General features: G+C 61.9%; 12 protein-coding genes and 1 pseudogene. 3 read left to right on the top strand and 10 right to left on the bottom strand.

Features of this window, described 5'->3' with window-relative positions:
* Window positions 1-286: 286 nt before the first annotated feature.
* On the bottom strand, window positions 287-1,129 hold the full coding sequence (locus RMET_RS30480) for a class I SAM-dependent methyltransferase (protein WP_223277385.1): 843 nt from the start codon (window positions 1,127-1,129) through the stop codon (window positions 287-289).
* Window positions 1,130-1,642: 513 nt separating this feature from the next.
* On the opposite strand from RMET_RS30480, the gene RMET_RS30475 reads away from it, so the two are divergent.
* Window positions 1,643-2,923 carry an MFS transporter gene (locus RMET_RS30475; protein ID WP_008642705.1) on the top strand — a complete coding sequence of 427 codons (1,281 nt, stop codon included), beginning with the start codon at window positions 1,643-1,645 and terminating at the stop codon, window positions 2,921-2,923.
* A 96-nt stretch (window positions 2,924-3,019) separates the two neighbouring features.
* Here the strand turns inward: RMET_RS30475 and RMET_RS30470 are convergent, their stop codons facing one another.
* The 3 genes from RMET_RS30470 to flgB form a co-directional block, all read right to left on the bottom strand.
* Entirely contained in the window at window positions 3,020-5,137 is a 2,118-nt protein-coding gene (locus RMET_RS30470; protein ID WP_011229389.1) for a putative bifunctional diguanylate cyclase/phosphodiesterase, read from the bottom strand.
* Window positions 5,138-5,146: 9 nt separating this feature from the next.
* Complete coding sequence (locus RMET_RS30465; protein WP_008642702.1) at window positions 5,147-5,482, bottom strand: hypothetical protein; 336 nt, start codon at window positions 5,480-5,482, stop codon at window positions 5,147-5,149.
* Between the two features lie 194 nt (window positions 5,483-5,676).
* Window positions 5,677-6,099, bottom strand: a complete 423-nt coding sequence (gene flgB, locus RMET_RS30460; protein WP_008642701.1) for a flagellar basal body rod protein FlgB — start codon at window positions 6,097-6,099, stop codon at window positions 5,677-5,679.
* Window positions 6,100-6,371: 272 nt separating this feature from the next.
* Here flgB and RMET_RS30455 point away from each other — a divergent pair, with 272 nt between their 5' ends.
* Complete coding sequence (locus RMET_RS30455) at window positions 6,372-6,617, top strand: hypothetical protein (protein ID WP_008642700.1); 246 nt, start codon at window positions 6,372-6,374, stop codon at window positions 6,615-6,617.
* A gap of 652 nt (window positions 6,618-7,269) precedes the next feature.
* On the opposite strand, the gene RMET_RS30450 is transcribed toward RMET_RS30455, so the two are convergent.
* From RMET_RS30450 to RMET_RS30430, 6 genes and pseudogenes are all read right to left on the bottom strand, one after another.
* A complete protein-coding gene (locus RMET_RS30450) occupies window positions 7,270-8,496 on the bottom strand; it encodes an MFS transporter (protein ID WP_008642699.1) in 1,227 nt (408 codons plus the stop codon).
* Between the two features lie 8 nt (window positions 8,497-8,504).
* Window positions 8,505-11,735, bottom strand: a complete 3,231-nt coding sequence (locus RMET_RS30445) for a CusA/CzcA family heavy metal efflux RND transporter (protein ID WP_008642698.1) — start codon at window positions 11,733-11,735, stop codon at window positions 8,505-8,507.
* Window positions 11,732-12,622, bottom strand: a pseudogene (locus RMET_RS30440) (efflux RND transporter periplasmic adaptor subunit); the annotation flags it as partial. The gene RMET_RS30445 and the pseudogene RMET_RS30440, both read right to left, overlap by 4 nt.
* A gap of 21 nt (window positions 12,623-12,643) precedes the next feature.
* Window positions 12,644-12,925 carry a hypothetical protein gene (locus RMET_RS34480; RefSeq protein ID WP_051069083.1) on the bottom strand — a complete coding sequence of 94 codons (282 nt, stop codon included), beginning with the start codon at window positions 12,923-12,925 and terminating at the stop codon, window positions 12,644-12,646.
* Window positions 12,922-14,178, bottom strand: a complete 1,257-nt coding sequence (locus RMET_RS30435) for a TolC family protein (RefSeq protein ID WP_011229386.1) — start codon at window positions 14,176-14,178, stop codon at window positions 12,922-12,924. The genes RMET_RS34480 and RMET_RS30435 overlap by 4 nt, the downstream gene beginning before the upstream one ends.
* Before the next feature lie 120 nt (window positions 14,179-14,298).
* On the bottom strand, window positions 14,299-15,297 hold the full coding sequence (locus RMET_RS30430) for a tripartite tricarboxylate transporter substrate binding protein (RefSeq protein ID WP_198162177.1): 999 nt from the start codon (window positions 15,295-15,297) through the stop codon (window positions 14,299-14,301).
* A gap of 362 nt (window positions 15,298-15,659) precedes the next feature.
* On the opposite strand from RMET_RS30430, the gene RMET_RS30425 reads away from it, so the two are divergent.
* A complete protein-coding gene (locus RMET_RS30425; protein ID WP_011229384.1) occupies window positions 15,660-16,538 on the top strand; it encodes an alpha/beta fold hydrolase in 879 nt (292 codons plus the stop codon).
* Window positions 16,539-17,189: the final 651 nt, after the last annotated feature.

The following is a 17,189-nucleotide window of genomic DNA, read 5'->3' as shown; positions in this document are numbered from 1 at the left end:
GCGGCGACGCCAAGTTGTACGAACGCGGGTAGGCCGCCGTTATTTCCGACGGCCAGAGCGAGGGCTCTTTCGGGGCCGGCCCCGGCGCGGCAGCCGCGGGCGCCCGCGACCATAGGTGCGATTCAGATAGATGACAAATGCCAGGAACGCAATGATGCAGAGCACGGCAACCAGCAATAGCGAGGACAGCACGCCATGCGGCAAATCGAAGACGTAATATCGGTTCAAGTTTCCAATCGCCCTGTGTGGCAGGCCGCCTCTCGTGCGTACTCAGTGAACGCCATCCTCAAGCGAATCGGCGCACGGCGACGATCAGCGCACCATCGCCATTGGCGAACCGCACGCCGCCCTTCTCCAATTGCCTCTCGATCATGCAGAGTCCGCCAAACATGTCATTCAGGATGGGACCACGGCGTCGATGGTCGCCAACCGCCATGGGGAACGGACGCGTCCTTTGCTTGCTCATGCTCAGCGTCATAAGCGGCAATGCCAACGTGCAGAATGTCTGGCTGTGTACGACAGTGAAACCTGCGGCATTGACCTTGCGAATCAGTGCGGGAAGCGTGTAGCGCGCTTCTGGCGCCCTCGGGGCATTGCCGCGCAGTCGTCGCGTTCGTTGATGCGGTACGGTCACGACAATACCGCCACCCTGGCGACAAGCCTTACGCAACTGGTCAAGCACTATCCCGTCTGACGCGGCATGCTGCAGGACGTCGAACGCCCCGATGACGTCAAAGGCGTCCGCGAACGGCAGGTGCATAGGATCCATCTGCAAACAGGAAAAGCCATATTCCCGGCGCACCTCGCGTAGTGCATCCACGCAACGGTCGGCCGCGACCAGCGTGGCGGCCGGATAGCATGTCCGGAAATCATCCAGGAATTTTCCCGCACCGCAGCTCAGATCCAAGAATGACTCAATCTGCGGGAACCACCGAGACAAGGCCTCGATGATCAGTCGGCGGCGATATGCAAACCAGAAGTTCCGGTCTTCAACGTGCGCAAATTCCCGCAACAGCGACGCTTGATTCCCATCGTGATCCCCGATCAGTTCGGGTGCGAGGCACACAATGCCTGATGTCGACGGCGGCTGCCAGTCGCAGGACCAGCAATGCCACCCCTGCGTGGACAATGCATTGCCACATCTCACGCACGATCGCATCGCCGGCCTCAGATTGAAATCGGAGGCCCTCCCGCAAGGGGCCCTCCATCGCTTTGCAGAATCCTCGTACTCACCCAGGCTGGCGTTGAGCCCACGCGCGATGCGGCGGCGTGCTGGCGAAGTCGTCTGGACGCGTATCCGACTCACACATCCATGCGCGCGGTCAGAAGGCTGACATTCGATTTTATGGAGATGACCTGTCGCAAACATGACGGGGAAATTACCAGGCGCCGCACCCGTTGCTATCTGCGGCAACATCGGACAACATGCACGGCGGCGCGGCCTTTTTCCAACAGATGCGAACGATGTCATGGATTCGACGCCGACAATCCACACCGCGCCTGTGGCGACTTGTGATTGCAGACTTTAGGGATTTCCTGGACAGCGCCGCGCCAGACCAGTGCGCTCAGCGTTTTCGTCAGCCCGGCCTTGGCCAACTTTGGTTTCGATCGTCGTGGGCAATGCGCCCGATCGCGAGACAGCATGACAGATTCAAAGGACACCGCACCGCTGTCGAATGACAAGCCCCCGGCAGCCCCCGTGCCGCTGCAGCGAGAATGGCTGAATCGCACCGTTGTCGGTGCCGGGCTCACGAGTGCACTAGGCGATTTCTGCTACGAGACCACCACCGTCATCCTGCCCGGCTTCCTGGCAATACTCGGGATCCCGGCGGCGGTTCTGGGACTTATCGAAGGCCTGGCCGATGCGGTGGCGAGCTTTACCAAGATGATTTCGGGTTACGTCGCCGACAAGCTCGGACATCGAAAGCTTCTGGTGCTGGTCGGCTACGCCCTGACGCCTGCGGGTCAGATCGCAATCGCATTGGCCACGGCGTGGCCAATGCTACTTGTGGGGCGAATCATTTCCTGGTTCGGAAAAGGGCTGCGCGGCCCGCTTCGCGACGCGATTGTCATCCAGGCAATCCCGCCGCGCGCGCGAGGCCGTGCCTTCGGGTTTCATCGGGCTATGGATACGATTGGCGCAGTAGTCGGACCGCTGCTTGGTGTCGCATTGCTTGGCTGGGCCCAAAGCCATCATGGGTGGAACGACCCCATCGGTCCGTTCCGTCTGGTCCTATGGCTAAGTGTCATCCCGGGGGTTCTGGCCGTCCTGGCTTTCCTCGGCTTCGTCAAGGATCCGGCATTTTCCCCAAATCCCGGGCTGCGATTTTTCCGGGCCTTGCGCGGCCTTCCGCCAAAATTCAAGCGCTATCTCGGCGCCGTCGGGTTGTTTGGCATGGGTGATTTCTCCCACAGCCTGTTGATCCTCGGCGCCACGAAATTGCTGACCCCCGCACTCGGCATCGTGCAGGCCGCGCAAATCGCCGGTGGCCTCTACGTCTGGCGAAACGTCGTGCAATCGGCGGCGTCATTTCCAGTCGGCATGCTGGCGGATCGCGTCGGTGCGCTGCGCATTCTCGTGCTTGGCTATGCGCTAGGCGCGATGACCGGCCTGCTCATGGCCATCACGTTCTGGCTCCACGTCAACACCCTCGCACTGCTCGCGGCCGTCTTCCTGCTTGCGGGCCTGTACACGGCCGTCCAGGAAGCCCTGGAGCCGACGGTGATCGCCGAGATGGTGTCGGCTGACACCTTGGCCATGAGCATCGGCGCGCTCGGCACCACGAACGGCACGGCGAAGTTCATCTCGAGCGCCGGCGTCGGTCTCATCTGGTCGGCGCTATCACCTGTCCTCGGCTTCGCATTCGCCACCATCACCATGGCGGCCGGCACAGTCATGCTGGCGAGATTACGGCACATCTAAATCTCGCCACATCGCCCGGAGATCGAGCGCAGTGCGGGAGTCCCCGCCACGAGCCATCCGCGCGGTCGTGCCGACCGTCGGGACGCCAAAGATCGCCTAGCCGTCGGCAAGCATCGCCTGTACGTCGACGGCGGGCGCATCGAGTAGCTTGACCAGCGCGTCAAAGTCGATCGGCCGGCTGAACAGGTAGCCTTGCCCCACCTCGCAGCCAAACTCCCGCAACACCGACACTTGCCAAACGTACTCGACCCCTTCGGCCACGACGCGCAGCCCAAGCATATGCGCCATGCTAATCATGGCCTGCACGATTTGCCTGTCGCTGTGCGAGCCTTGCATGTCATGGATAAAGGCGCGATCAATCTTGAGTTCGGTGACCGGTAAGTGCTTCAGACTGGACAGATTGCTGTATCCAGTCCCGAAATCGTCGATGGCAATTCCGACGCCCGCGGCGCCCAGCTCCCGCACAAATTCTAGCAGCCCTTCCTCGTGCACGAACAACGCGTTCTCCGTCAGCTCAATCTTGAAGCGCCGACAATCAACGCCAAACTGCGCGATAGTCTGCAGCACAGGCTCCTGCCTGTGCCAACTCAGTTGCAAGGGCGAGAAGTTCACCGCCACCCTGAATTCCGGATCGATCGCCAGTGCCTCGAGCTTCGCGACGTATCGACAGGATTCGCGCAATACCCAATCCCCGATCGCGCCGATTACCCCGGTCTCTTCGGCTACCGGAATGAATTCGGCCGGCGAGACGGGAACGCTGCCATCTCGCATCCAGCGGAGCAAGACTTCCGCACCGATGACCTTGCCCGTGGTGAGCGACACCTGGGGTTGCCAGGCCAGCGAAAATTCGTTGGCCTCGAGCGCGCGGTGCAGCGCGTTGGAGATGTCGAGGCGCTTGAGCACCTTCGTATGCAGGCCGCGAGAAAAAAAATGACAAGCGCCGATGCCATCCTCCTTGGCGCGGTACATCGCCGCATCGGCATTCATGATCAGCGCTTCTGCGGTCGTGCCATCGGCGGGAAATCGGCTGACCCCAATGCTCGCGGAGACGTAGCTTTGCGTACCGTTCAGGACAATCGGCTTGGCCAGTTCATCGAAGATCCGCCGCGCGATCGACTCGACCTGAGCAGGATCCGCGGTGTCGTGCAGAATGAATGTGAATTCATCGCCGCCGATACGGCCGACAAAATCCGCTTCCTTCACCAGTCGCTTGAAGCGCTCCCCGACCACCTCGAGTAGCCGATCGCCAAACGAGTGGCCCAGTGTATCGTTCACGTCCTTGAACCGGTTGAGGTCAAGGAAAAGCAGGGAAAATTCCGTACCCTTGTTCGCCGAACGTTCGATCGCATGGCCAAGCCGGTCCTGGAACAAGCGTCGATTTGGCAGACCGGTCAGGCTGTCGTAGTAGGCAAGGTGCATGTACTGGGCGCGCAGGCTTTCGCGCTGCATGATGTCCGCGAACATCGCCACGAAACTGAACACTTCGCCATGCTCGTCGTGAACCGTCTTGATCGTTACCCAGTCGGGCGCGATCGAGCCGTCCGCCCGCAATAGCCAGACCTCCCCTTCCCAGCGTCCGCCATCGCGCAGGGTTGCAAATATCTCCGCGTAGAAGCCCCGTCCATGCCGGCCAGACCGTAAGAATCCGGCCGGCCGCCCGACAATATCCGCGCCGGGATAGCCCGTCGCGGCTGTGAAGGCACGATTGATGTACTGGATGCGCAAGCGAGCGTCCGTTACCAGCACCGCGTCACTAGTTGACTCGAGCACATTGGCCGATATCTTGCGGTTTTCCAGCTCAGTACGCAATTGGCTAACCAGCGCCTCGCGTTCACGACGATTGATGTCACTGCGACAAACGAACTCGGCCAGCAAGGACGCCATGGAGACAATGCCGATGTATCGCCCTTGCGCATCGAAGACGGGTAGGTGCTCACAAGCTTCCTTACGCATGCGCTTGAGCAACTGGATCGCGCTGGCATGCCCCTGCACGGGCTCGGGTGGACGTCGTGCGATCAGATCCGCGAAAATCCGTGCTGGAAAAAGCGTCGCCTGCCGGTCCGTCACGACACCGAGAAACGTGCCGTCGTCATCGAAGACCGAGAAGACGTTCGTCGATGTCTGATTGACCCCGACCAGATCCCGATATCGCTGGTCGAGCGCAACGCGGCGTGCCGTCAGGTCGAGGCACTCCGAAACAAGCAATGTGTCCATCTGCAAGCCTTATCCCAGCTTTTGATCCACGAACAACTCGACTTCCAGCGCCAGGTGAAGGATTTCCTCGGCTCCCATGGCCGGTTTGATCTCATCCAGGATGAACGTCTTGAGCTCTGCGGCGGGGATCTTTCTGAGAATCGCCTTTCGAATGAGGATGTCAGAAATCACGTCGTCGTCGATTTCTATATGCTCGAAGGCCGTGGTTGACAGCAAACTGAGTGCTCGCCCGACCGCAACGTGTCCAATTGGCGAGGCGCGCCCTAGCACGAGCCCATCGGTAATTGGCGGAAGGACAAACTCCTTGATGTGGGCGCGCAATCGCTTCTGACGACGTTTCTCCATTCCGACACTAACCTTTCCGATCCAAGATCGAACGCGCCAAGGAAGCACCGCACGCAAATCCGGCGCAGCACGACATCCTTCGCGGGCCGTTTGTACCAGACATTCCTGCCACCGACTACCCATCAAACGTGGGCCCGCAAGAGTTGCCATGCTTTGAGTTTCTACTCCTACTAGTGAGTATCCGTGGATACCGCCTAGGGACGCATATCCTGGTAGAGCTTGAGCATGTCCTTGTATTCACCCGCCGTCTTCTGAATGGAAAACCGCATACGCACCGCATTCTCCGCAAATGCCACGCGCTCGACGTCCATCTCGACCGTATTGCCATCGATGCCGGACTGCATCGGCACCCGGTAGAGCAATGCCTCCTCCGCCGCTGACGGACGGGACTCCAAATGCCGCCGCGAAGTCGTCGCCATGCCCACAAACGCATTGCCGCTTGCCATCGCCCGTTCCAATTCGGCGCCAAAGTCGATGTCCCGCGCCTTGTAGTTCGGGGTATCCGCGTTGGCGATATTGGCTGCCAGAAACTCCAGCCGGCGAGTGCGCAGCCTGAGCGCCAGTTCATGAGCGTTTTCCGCGCTACGCGCAGCATTCTGGATAAATGCGGTTTCCATCTCGCCTCTCCAACGCATTCGGAAGAGGGCAGACTAGCCTACCCCACTCCGCGTCATTGCGAGGATAAGCGATCAATTTATCAACGTTTCAAATGACCAAGTTGCAATGATCTTGACACCGTTGTGCCGTACAGAATTCGCCTGCTTTGGACGCATTTCCCTCAGATGACCGGTTCGTAATATTCGAGTCATTCGACTGATCGTGTCGGGCCGATAGACTGTGCACACGGTGAGCGAGACAGACTCGCCAACATGACTCCGGAGAACTTTCCATGAAGAAGCTTCACACTGCCATTCTTACCGCCGCACTCTCGATCCTCGCAGGCACTGCCGTGGCCGCTCCCGCCGAGGGGCAGGTCCATCGCCCTCGCGATCCCTTCACGGACGGCGCACGCGCCGGAGCCTCAGCCAGCGACGTGTACGCCGGCGGCGCGCGCATCGACAAGCGTGACGTTTTCACCGACGGAGCACGTATTGGGGCGCGAGACGTCTTCACCGACGGCGCTCACGGGCTCTGACAGGTTGACGCCCATGCCAGTTTGACACTTGCACAAGTGTGAGGGGAGCCAGTCATCCGTCCAGGTTGACTGGCTTCCGGTGCTGCTCTTTTGCCTCTACCGTGGCACGAAGAGCTTGTGGCTTGCCTCCTACGGAGGCAAGCCATTTTCTTGGGTGCGCGTCTGGGCTAGCGCCATGCTAACGGCCATGCGGCGCATCAGAACTTGAACGGAAAGGTGCCCCCACCCACACTGTCCGGAACGACCAGTCCGGTGGAAACGCACTCCGTTCTACCGGAACGAATTTCGTCGGAACCACAGCGGGCGGCGAAGTGCTTTTCCTGGCCCCCCGTAGTGCCCCACGCGGATGCCCAGATGACTGGCTCGCTGTCAATTCTGTCGAGGTAGATTTTCCGGCGTAAGCACCGGCGTGTTGCAACTGGAACGCATCGGCAATGTGCTGCTGCGGAATCACCTGATAGATGACCCGTTTGGCATGGATGGCCGCCAGGCCGCACGAACTCTGGTTGATCATTGCGGCTGCCCCCGACCAGTCCCAGCACGCGCTGCTGACGTACGAAAAGTCTGGCCGTTGGTTCTGGACCTGCGCCACCGGTCAGCACGTCAATCATGGCAATTTTCTCGCCAACCCTTCACGCCGCGAGGGATTGTGTCAGCGCACCGGGACCGTATCCTCATGATTTGCTGCTGGCCACACGCGCCAGGCAGCGAGAAATCCGACAACAGAAACGCACGCAAGCACCACAAATGCTGCACGCATCCCGTATCGCGCCCCCACCTGCCCCGCGAGCGGATAGGCAATCAGCCAGCACGCATGCGAGAGGGAGAATTGCGCAGCAAACACTGCAGGGCGATCGGCTGAAGCCGCCGAGCGTTTCAGCAGACGTCCGCTTGGCGTCAACGTCATCGAGTACCCGATGCCGGTGGCAAACCACGTCAGCAGAAGCATGGGCCATTCGATGACTTGCCCGAACCCGGTCAGTGCTACTCCAAAAGCGAGACTGGCTGACATAAGGATGGCGCCGCCCAGCATGGCTGGACGATCAGGACGATTCGCCAACAGCCTCGGCAGTAACAGTGCCACAAGCATCGATCCGCAGCCGAAGGCCGCCAGAGCGAATGGGACATCAGACGCCGGACGCTGCAGCTTGCTTTGCACATAGACGACCGTGTTCACGATGACCATCGAGCTGGCGGCGGCCGCGGCGAGGTTCAGGGCCAGAAGCCCTCGCAAGCGGTGCGTCCGAAGGTAGATCGACATACCCCGAAACGTTTTGGCATACAGGCTCTCCTTGCGAGCTATCGCCTTGGATTGCGGCAAACGCACCGAAACGACGAACGCAGCCGACACCAGGAAGCCCACGACAGTGCCGCCGAACAGCCAGTGAAAGCCGATGACCGATAGCAACGCGGCGGCCAGCATCGGACTCACCAGACTCTCCATGTCATACGCCAGGCGCGACAGGGATAAGGCATTCGTATAGGCCTTCTCTTCAGGAAGGACGTCCGGGATGGTCGCCTGAAAAGTTGGCGTGAACGCCGCCGATGCCGACTGCAACAGGAAAATCAGGATGTAGATCTGCCAGATCTGCGTCACGAACGGCAGAGAAATTGCCACCAGCGCCCGCACGAGGTCCATCGCAACAAGGAATGCGCGACGCGGAAGCCTGTTGGCGAACGCACCCACAACCGGGGCAATGCCCACATAGGCAACCATCTTGATTGCCAGCGCGGTTCCCAGGACGCTACCCGCGTTCGCACCAGCCAGATCATAGGCGAGCAGACCCAGCGCGACCGTCGCAAGCCCGGTGCCAATCAGCGCGATCACCTGCGCACCGAACAGGTGCCGATAGGTTCGGTTCCGCAATACGTCCAGCATGCAACCTCCTAAGCTTCAGCGAGTTCGTCGCGACCCACGCCCGCGCCCCGTTTCCGGCGCACCACCATGCCGCATATCGCGGGCAACACGAAGAGCGTGAGCACGGTGGCCGTGATCAATCCACCGATCACGACCGTTGCCAGTGGCTTTTGCACCTCCGCACCCGTCCCCGTTGCGAGGGCCATGGGCACGAAGCCCAGAGATGCCACCAAGGCAGTCATGAGCACCGGTCGCACCCGTTCCATCGCGCCATCGATCACGGCCGCGTCCGGCGCCACCCCGTCTTCCAGCCGTTTGCGGATGGCCGATATCAGGACGAGACCATTGAGAACGGCCACGCCCGAGACAGCAATGAAACCCACTGCTGCGGAGATGGAGAACGGGATGCCGCGCAGCAGTAGTGCGAACACGCCTCCCGCCAGCGCCAGGGGCACAGCCGTCAGAACTGTCGCGGTCAGCATTGCATTGCCGATCGCCATATACAGCGCCGCGGCGATCAGCACGAAGCAGGCGGGCACAATCATGGCGAGTCGCTTGGTCGCGGCTTGCAGGTTCTGGAACTGGCCGCCCCATTCGATGTACATGCCGGGAGGCAACTTGACGTCCCGCGCGATCCGCGCAGCAGCATCGTCTACAAAGCTGCCGAGGTCACGCCCGCCCACATTGGCTTCCACGTACACGCGACGCTTGCCGTTGTCGCGGCTCACTTCGTTCAGGCCCTGTGTGAATCGGAACTCGACAAGCTGCCGCAATGGCACGGAAACCCGCGCCTGGTCCGAGGCGGCTGGCAGCATCACGGGCAGCGCGCCAAGCACATCGAGGTTCTCCCGCTGATTGCCTGGCAGGCGGATGACAATATCGTAGCGCCGATCGCCATCGAATATCTGGCCTGCCGGGCGGCCCGCCATCGCTGCCGAGACGGTATCGGCCACTTCCTTCACCGTCAGCCCATACCGCGCGATAGCGGCGCGATCGAATACGATGTCGAAGGTGGGAAACCCGCTGGTCAGCGGTACGCGCACATCCGTTGCTCCGGGTGTCTTGCGCAAGACGGCGGCAATGCGTTGCCCAGTGGCGGTCAGGTCGTCGAGATTCTCGCCATAGATCTTTACGGCGACATCGCTGCGCACGCCACCGATCAGTTCATTGAAGCGCATCTCAATGGGTTGGGTGACGTCGTAATTGTTGCCCACCATCGGTGCCGTCTTCTCCCGGATACGCTCGATCACCTGTTCCTTGGTGGTTACGCCATCCGGCCATTCACTCTTCGGCTTGAGGATGATGTAGTTGTCGGAGGCGTTGGGCGGCATGGGGTCAGCCGCCAGGCTGGCGGTACCCGCCTTGGAGTACACAGTCTTCACCTCAGGGAGCGAGAGCACGGCGCGTTCCAGCGGCAAATCAATCGCCACCGACTGATCGATCGATGTCGATGGAATGCGAACGGAGGACAGGTTAAGGTTCTGTTCGTCAAGCGTTGGCATGAACTCGCGACCGACAAAGGCGAACGCAACTGCAGCCAGTGCCAGCACCAGCAAGCCGGCGCCGACAAACGGAATCGGTCGCGCCACCGCCCGCTCCAGCCACGGGCGGTACCACTGCTTGGTCGCGACGATCACCCGTACTTCCTTTTCGGAAACTTCCTTGCGTAGCAGCACAGCCAGCATCGCAGGCACGAAGGTCAGGGACAGCACGAATGCGGACGCCAGCGCCAGCATGAGCGTCATCACCATCGGCGAGAACATTTTTCCCTCCACGCCCTGGAATGTCAGGCACGGCAGGAATACCAGGAAGATCACGAGTTGCCCATAGATCGTGGGGCGAAGCATTTCCCGTGACGACAGCAACACTTCGTCCAGGCGTTCCCTCAGCGTCAGTAGACGACCTTCCTGATGCTGACGCTGCGCCAATCGCCGCAGGGTATTCTCGACGATGATCACCGCACCATCGATGATCAGGCCGAAGTCCAGCGCACCCAGACTCATCAGGTTGCCGGAGATCCCAAGCTGATTCATGCCGATAGCACTGACCAGCATCGACAATGGGATGACCAGCGCTGCAATGACGGCAGCGCGCCAGTTGCCCAGCAGCAGGAACAGGATTACCACCACCAGCAAGGCGCCTTCCACCAGATTCTTGGCGACTGTCTCGATGGTGGCGGTCACCAGTTGCGATCGGTTAAGCGTAGGAACGATGACTACACCCGGCGGCAGCGTCTTCGAGATTTGTTCCAGCTTGTCGCCAACATCCTGCGCCACGGTACGGCTGTTCGCGCCAACCAGCATCAGCGCGCTGCCTATCACCGTTTCCTGGCCATTGCGGCTGGCCGCACCGGAGCGAAGTTCTCCGCCAATCTTGACGGACGCCACCTGGCCGACCGTGATCGGCACGTTCTGGCGATGGGCGATCACGGCGCGCGAGATCTCGTCCGCCGACTTGATGCGCGCATCGGCACGCACCAGGTACGATTCACCCGAACGGCGCATGAAGTTCGCACCCACCGAAAGATTGGCATCCTCCAGAGCCTGTGCGAGGTCGCCATATGAGATGCCGTAGGCGGCCATTTTTGCAGCATCAGGCTCGACCACGAACTGCTTGACATAGCCACCCAAGGAATCCACGTCGGCCACACCAGCCGTTGTCCTCAACTGAGGGCGAATGATCCAGTCCTGCACGGTTCGCAGGTATGCAAGCTTCGACACACGGTCATCAAGCCGTTCCCCGCGCTCGGTCAAGAAACTTCCATCGCGTTGCCAGCCCGGCGCCCCGTCCTTGAGCGGTGCGCCCTTGCCATCAGGGTATTGATACTCCACGCTGTAGTGGAATACCTCGCCCAGACCAGTGGAAACCGGACCCATCTGCGGCTCGGCGCCTGCGGGCAGGCTGGGACGTGCCTGCACGAGTCGCTCCGATACCTGCTGGCGCATGAAGTAGAGGTTGGCGCTCTCCTTGAAGATGACGGTGACCTGGCTGAACCCGTTGCGGGACATCGACCGCGTGTTCTCGACGCCGTTCAACCCTGAAATAGCGGTTTCGATCGGATACGTCACGCGCTTCTCGACCTCCACGGGGCTTAGGGTTGGCACCACCGTGTTGATCTGCACCTGCTTGTTCGTGATATCGGGCGTGACATCGATCGGCAGCAGCTTGAGCTGCCAGGCGCCGATTGCGGCAATCACGACCGTCAGGAACAGAACAAGCCATCGGTAGTGAATCGATCCACTGAGGACATTGCCAATCATTCGTCGTCCCCAGCTGCCTTGTTCATCTCGGCCTTCACCAGAAAGGCATTACGCGTTGCCACCTGCTCCCCGGCGCGCACACCGGAGAGAATCTGCGCCATGCCGCCACTGCGCGTACCGACCAGAACCGGCTGCGCACGGAATCCATTTTCCGTGCGCACGAATAACGCATCGGTGCCATCAATGTTCTGTACGGCATCTTCGGGAACCGACAACTCGCCATTGTTGTTTGCCTTGGCGCGCAAGCGAACCTGGACACCTTCGCCTACCACCAGGCGGTCCGAAGGTTGCTCCGGTCTCACGACGACCGTGGCCGCGCGTGCACTGCCCGATACGGTTGGCGTGACAGCCTGGATCTTCGCCGGCAACGGCGATCCGTTGGAAAGCAGAATCGCGGCTTGGCCACCCGGTGAAATACGGCCCAGATCCCCTGCAGTGACGGCGGCCTCGACCTGCACGGCGCCCAGGCCAGCCACACGGAACAGATCGGCCTGCTGCGCGACATACGCGCCCAGCGTCACCGATTGGGCAGTAATCTTGCCGGCGATGGGGCTGACCACCGCGACCGCCCGGCCATCGCTTGTCAGGTGCGCAGCCTCGGCAACCGTTGTGGCGCGCTGCGCCTCGGCCTGCGCGACCTCCAGTGCCGCTTTGGCTGATTCCATTTCCTGGCGCGGTGTCACGCCTTGCTGAAACAGACTGGCTTCACGTTCATACGTCCTGCGGGAGAGATCCGCCCTGGCTTGTGCTACCCTGCGTTCCGAAGCCATCGCTGCAGCCTCCGGACTTTCGACGGTGGCCAGCACATCACCGGCGCGCACACCCTCGCCAAGGCGACGTTGAACCCGCAGCACCGTGCCCGCCGCACGGGACACAATCACAGCCTCGCCTCCCGGTACTGCGGCGACTCAGGCAGGCGCCAGAATCTCCGAACCCACCCCAACACTGGCGACCGGCTCGACGGCGATGTTTGCCGCCGCCAGATACTGGGTCGGAATTCGAACCTCTCGTGGGCCTGCCGGTTTGGCTGCCGCTGCTTCCGATGCGGCTTGCGCGTCGGCTGCCTTCGCGGGAACGGGCCCATTCCCCGGCAACAGCACGCGCGCGACGCCGAATCCCATCAACGCTGCTACCGCAGCAACGCCTGCAACCACCGGCCAGCTTGCAGGCTGACGCTTGTTCTTCATCATTTGGTGTCCTCGAATGCCAGGTGGCCGTCCGCCTGGGCAAGCACCGCCAGTGCGCGCACGCGCGCCAGACGCGCGTCAATGGTGAGTTGCCTGGCCTCCAGCAAGGCACGCCGGACGGCAAGCAATTCCATCAGCGGCGTCTTGCCGGCGTTATAACCGACGCGGCCCATTCGATAGGCCTCTGCCGCCGCCCTTTCACCCTCCTCGGCCGCGGTGATCTGGCGATCCGTTGCGCTGACCTGCGAGATGGCGGATCGGCGCGCCGCTACGGCTTCCAGTCGCATGTTGTCGAGCCTGGCCTGCGCGGCCGCGACGCGCTCCACGGCCGCATTGATGCCGCTGCGGTTTTGATCGAACAGGGGAATCGATGCCGTCACCCCGACAACATATCCGCTGGCGTTCGTCCATCCGTATCGACGCACGCCGGCACTTACGCCCACGTCCGGAATCCAGCGCTTTCTTTCCACGCCAACTTGTGCATCCAGCGCATTGCGCTCGGCCTCTGCCGCAGCGACGGTCGGGGCCTCCTGTCCGGGGAGTGCCGCGGTCGGCACGGTGCCTTGTGTCGTTAGCAGGGAACTGGACACCGCGGTGTACGGTTCGGCAGCTCCCGTCATGGCCGACAGCCGCGCCAGTGCATGCGTGGCGTCATTGTCGGCGGCGGCCTGCGCAGCCTGAGCGGCCGCCACACTTGCCTGCGCTTGCGCGCTGCGCAGCGCTGCTTCCTTTCCGGACTGCACTAGCGCACGCGCAGCAGTGAACTCCTCGTTCGCACGTGCCAGGTTTTCCGTCGCCAGCGCCATCCGGGCGGCCATGGCCTCCGCGGCGGCATAGGCAACCGCTAGTTCTGCCGCGTAAGCAACCCGTGCCAGGCGCTCACGCGCTTGCGCTGCGGCATAGTTGCGGTCCCCCACTTCGATTCGTGCGCCCCGCTTGCCACCAACCTCAAATGGCTGGGTAATCGAGTAGGTGTTCTGGCGCTGGCTCGTGCCGTCGCTTGACGGTGCGCCGAGGTTCTCCAGGACCGTATCGATCCGTGGATTCAGCCAGGCACGTGCTTGATTGGCATCGGCATCTGCGGCGCGGACGGTGGCGGCCTGCGCCATCATCGCCGGGGCACTTGCCATCGATTGCTGCAACAGGACACTATAGGGCGGGGCTTCCGCCGCGACCCCTCGCACCGAAGCCAGGAGCCATAAGACGGCACCGATGTAGTGCACTTTGGCTGGCGTGAACAAGGTTACCTGGGTCATCTGAGAGTCGTAAGCTTTGCTACTTCTATCAATACGCGGCGCGAACGGATACACAAGTCGTCGGCACGTCGAAATCGCTCGTCGGCACATGACAGGGGCGCTGCGAGCGCCCTTTCTTCGTCAGTCGACCTTGAGCCGCCCTTTTGCTGCCAGCTTCTTCCATCCCGCCACCTCGCGAGCGATCCGTTCCTGCAGCAAGGAAGGTGTTCCGCCAGCGGCCGAAACACCATCGCGTTGCAGGTGCTCGTTGGCATCAGGCGCTTTCAGAAAGGCATTGACGGCCGAGTTCACCTTTGCGACCACCTCTTGCGAGAGGCCCTTCGGTCCGATCAGACCATGCCAGTGGGGTACGTCGAAACCGGGTATCCCCGACTCGGCAACCGTCGGAACGTTCGGCAGGGCGTTAAGGCGGGTTGGCGTTGTGACCGCTACAGCAACAAGCTTGCCGGCGCGAATGTGCGGCAAGGCAATTGCAACACTGCTGAAGTAGACGTCGCATGTGCCTGCAAGAGTGTCGGACATTGCAGGCGCGGCGCCCTTGTAGGGGATGTGCGTCATTCTGATGCCTACGCGATCCATGAAGAGTTCCGTCGCAGCGTGAGCAACCCCGCCCGCGCCGGAGGTCGCATAGTTGATCTTGTCCGGGTTGGTCTTGGCCTTCTGAATCAGGTCACCGATCGTCTTGATGTTGGTCTTCGGGTTAGCGACGATGAGCAGCGGGCCATTCGAGATCTGGACGATGGGCGTCATGTCTGCCACAGGATCGAACCCAAGGTTGTAGACCGCAGCGTTCACGCTGTAGCTCGAAGCGATGAGGGTCAGCGTGTAGCCATCGGGCGCTGAGTGCAATCCCTGCTCCGTGCCAAGGTTACCGCCTGCTCCTGGCCTGTTGTCGACCACGAACGGCTGCTTCAACGCGGCGTTGAGCCTGGAGGCGGTAAAGCGCGCGATGGCATCCGAGCCGCCTCCGGCCGCAAACGGCACGACGATTCTCACAGGCCTTGACGGCCAAGCACCTTGCGCAGGCGCAGGGAGGGCAGCCGCTGCAACCGCGGCCGCAGCTCCGCGCAGAACTGCTCGCCGGCTCAGGCAAAACTCGCTCCTATCTACTTGCGTCAACGTCGTCTCCTTTGAAAACAAGCAATGGTCCTTCGGCGACGCATGGGCGTCTATCGCAAAATCTTCAGCGATTCTTGATCGTTGTGCATGTATCAGGCTTTGGGCGGCCGACCGTTACCTTTGTCGCAGCGACAGAGCTGATGAACTGCCGAATCTAAGAGTCGAATTCGAAGCGGCCGACAGCACGTGTGAAACTCTCGGTACATTCCCCGAGATGGAGGCCGACAAGGGGCCGGCCTCCATCAAGGCAGCGGGGACTGACCGAGAGCGAGCTTATCGGTGGAGGGCGTCGTCAATCCGTGGTGGTCGCCCGTGGTAGGGTAGGGTGTTTTGACTTTGGAACCCTGGCGTTCCATATCTCCATGTCAACAGCTTGCACGCTTCCCACCGCCGTCGTTACCCTGGCCGATGCGGCGGCGCTCGATGCGGCGTCGAGTCGCTTTGTGGTGCCCTGCGGCGACGGTGACATCCTTGTGCGTGCCTGGGGCCTGCCTGGGGGGCGGCCTACGGTACTGCTGCACGGCGGCTCGGGTAGTTGGGTCCACTGGGCGCGCAACATCAGCGCGCTCGTCAGTGCCGGCCGGCGCGTCTGGGTGCCCGACCTGCCCGGTTTCGGTGACTCTGCGCGGCCGCCTTTGGGCACCGATGCTGACGCGCTGCCTGAACCTGTCGAGCGGGCACTCGACCAACTGCTGGACGGCGCCGCGTACGATCTGGTCGCCTTTTCGTTCGGCACCATGGTCGCCAGCTTCATCGCCGCGCGTTGGCCTCATCGCGTAAGACGGCTGGTGCTGGTCGGTGCGCCTGCGCTCGGCATCGGGCCGGCGAATCCGCTGGGCCTGCGTGCGTGGATGCATCTGTCTCCCGGGCCCGAGCGTGACGATGTCATGCACGCCAATATGCGCGCGCTGATGCTCGCGCGCGAGGCGACGACAGATGACGACAGCCTTGCCTTCCATCTCTACCGCGCTGACCTGCTGCGCGACCGCATGCCCAAGCGTCGTCTGCACCAGACGGACGTCATCCAGCGTACCCTGCCTGCCGTGCGGTGCCCGCTCTTCGGCATCTGGGGCGAACAGGATGCGCTCTATCGGGGGCGCACGGACCTGATCGCCGGTGCGCTGAGCAAGGCACCGGCATTCAGGTGGCTGCGCATCATCCCCAACGCGGGCCACTGGGTGCAGTTCGAGGAAGCCGCGGCATTCGATAAGGTGTTGGACCAGGCTTTGACCGAAAGCTGAACGGTGGTCACCTGAAGCACCTGTTTCGGACTGGCCCGAACGCCTACCGCGCTGACCGCGCGCGCGACAGGTAAGGGAACCGACTCGCGACGCCGTGCGTCCGCTATCTGTCCGACCGACACGAGAACGGCGCTTCCTCGTTAAGCACCATCAGGTGCATTCTGCGCCAGGTGATCGCGTTTCGCGATCGCCCGCCACGACATGATCTGACCGGGGTGCTAGGCCCCGGCGGGACGCCGGGCAAGACAGGTTTCGCAACGCCTGCGTGCCGGCGCCGATGCAGCCAACGGTACAGCGCTGACGACTCGGGGGCCGACCTTGACCGCACTCATTGACCGACATGCTTCCGGGTCTTGCTGAAGATGCGCCATCCCTTGACGCGGCTGATATGCCTGCTGGCCGACTTAGTAAGGCGAACGACTGCTCTACAACTGGGAGCTTCCGCTGATGATGCGTAGGCCCCAGTGGCCGAAATGGGTCGGGAACGGAAGTCCACGGTTCCGGCGGGCCTTGGCGACCGACGAACTTCCGCGTTCGGCCAGGAACGGTCACTGCGAACGTACCCCCCAAAACGGGCATTCAGTTCTCGGGTACTATCGACGTGCCCGATTGCAGGGCTCCCGTTCCCCCGCCGGAAGCCGTTACAGAGGC

Source organism: Cupriavidus metallidurans CH34 (assembly GCF_000196015.1).
GTDB lineage: Bacteria > Pseudomonadota > Gammaproteobacteria > Burkholderiales > Burkholderiaceae > Cupriavidus > Cupriavidus metallidurans.
This window is presented reverse-complemented; position numbering and strand designations above follow the sequence as displayed.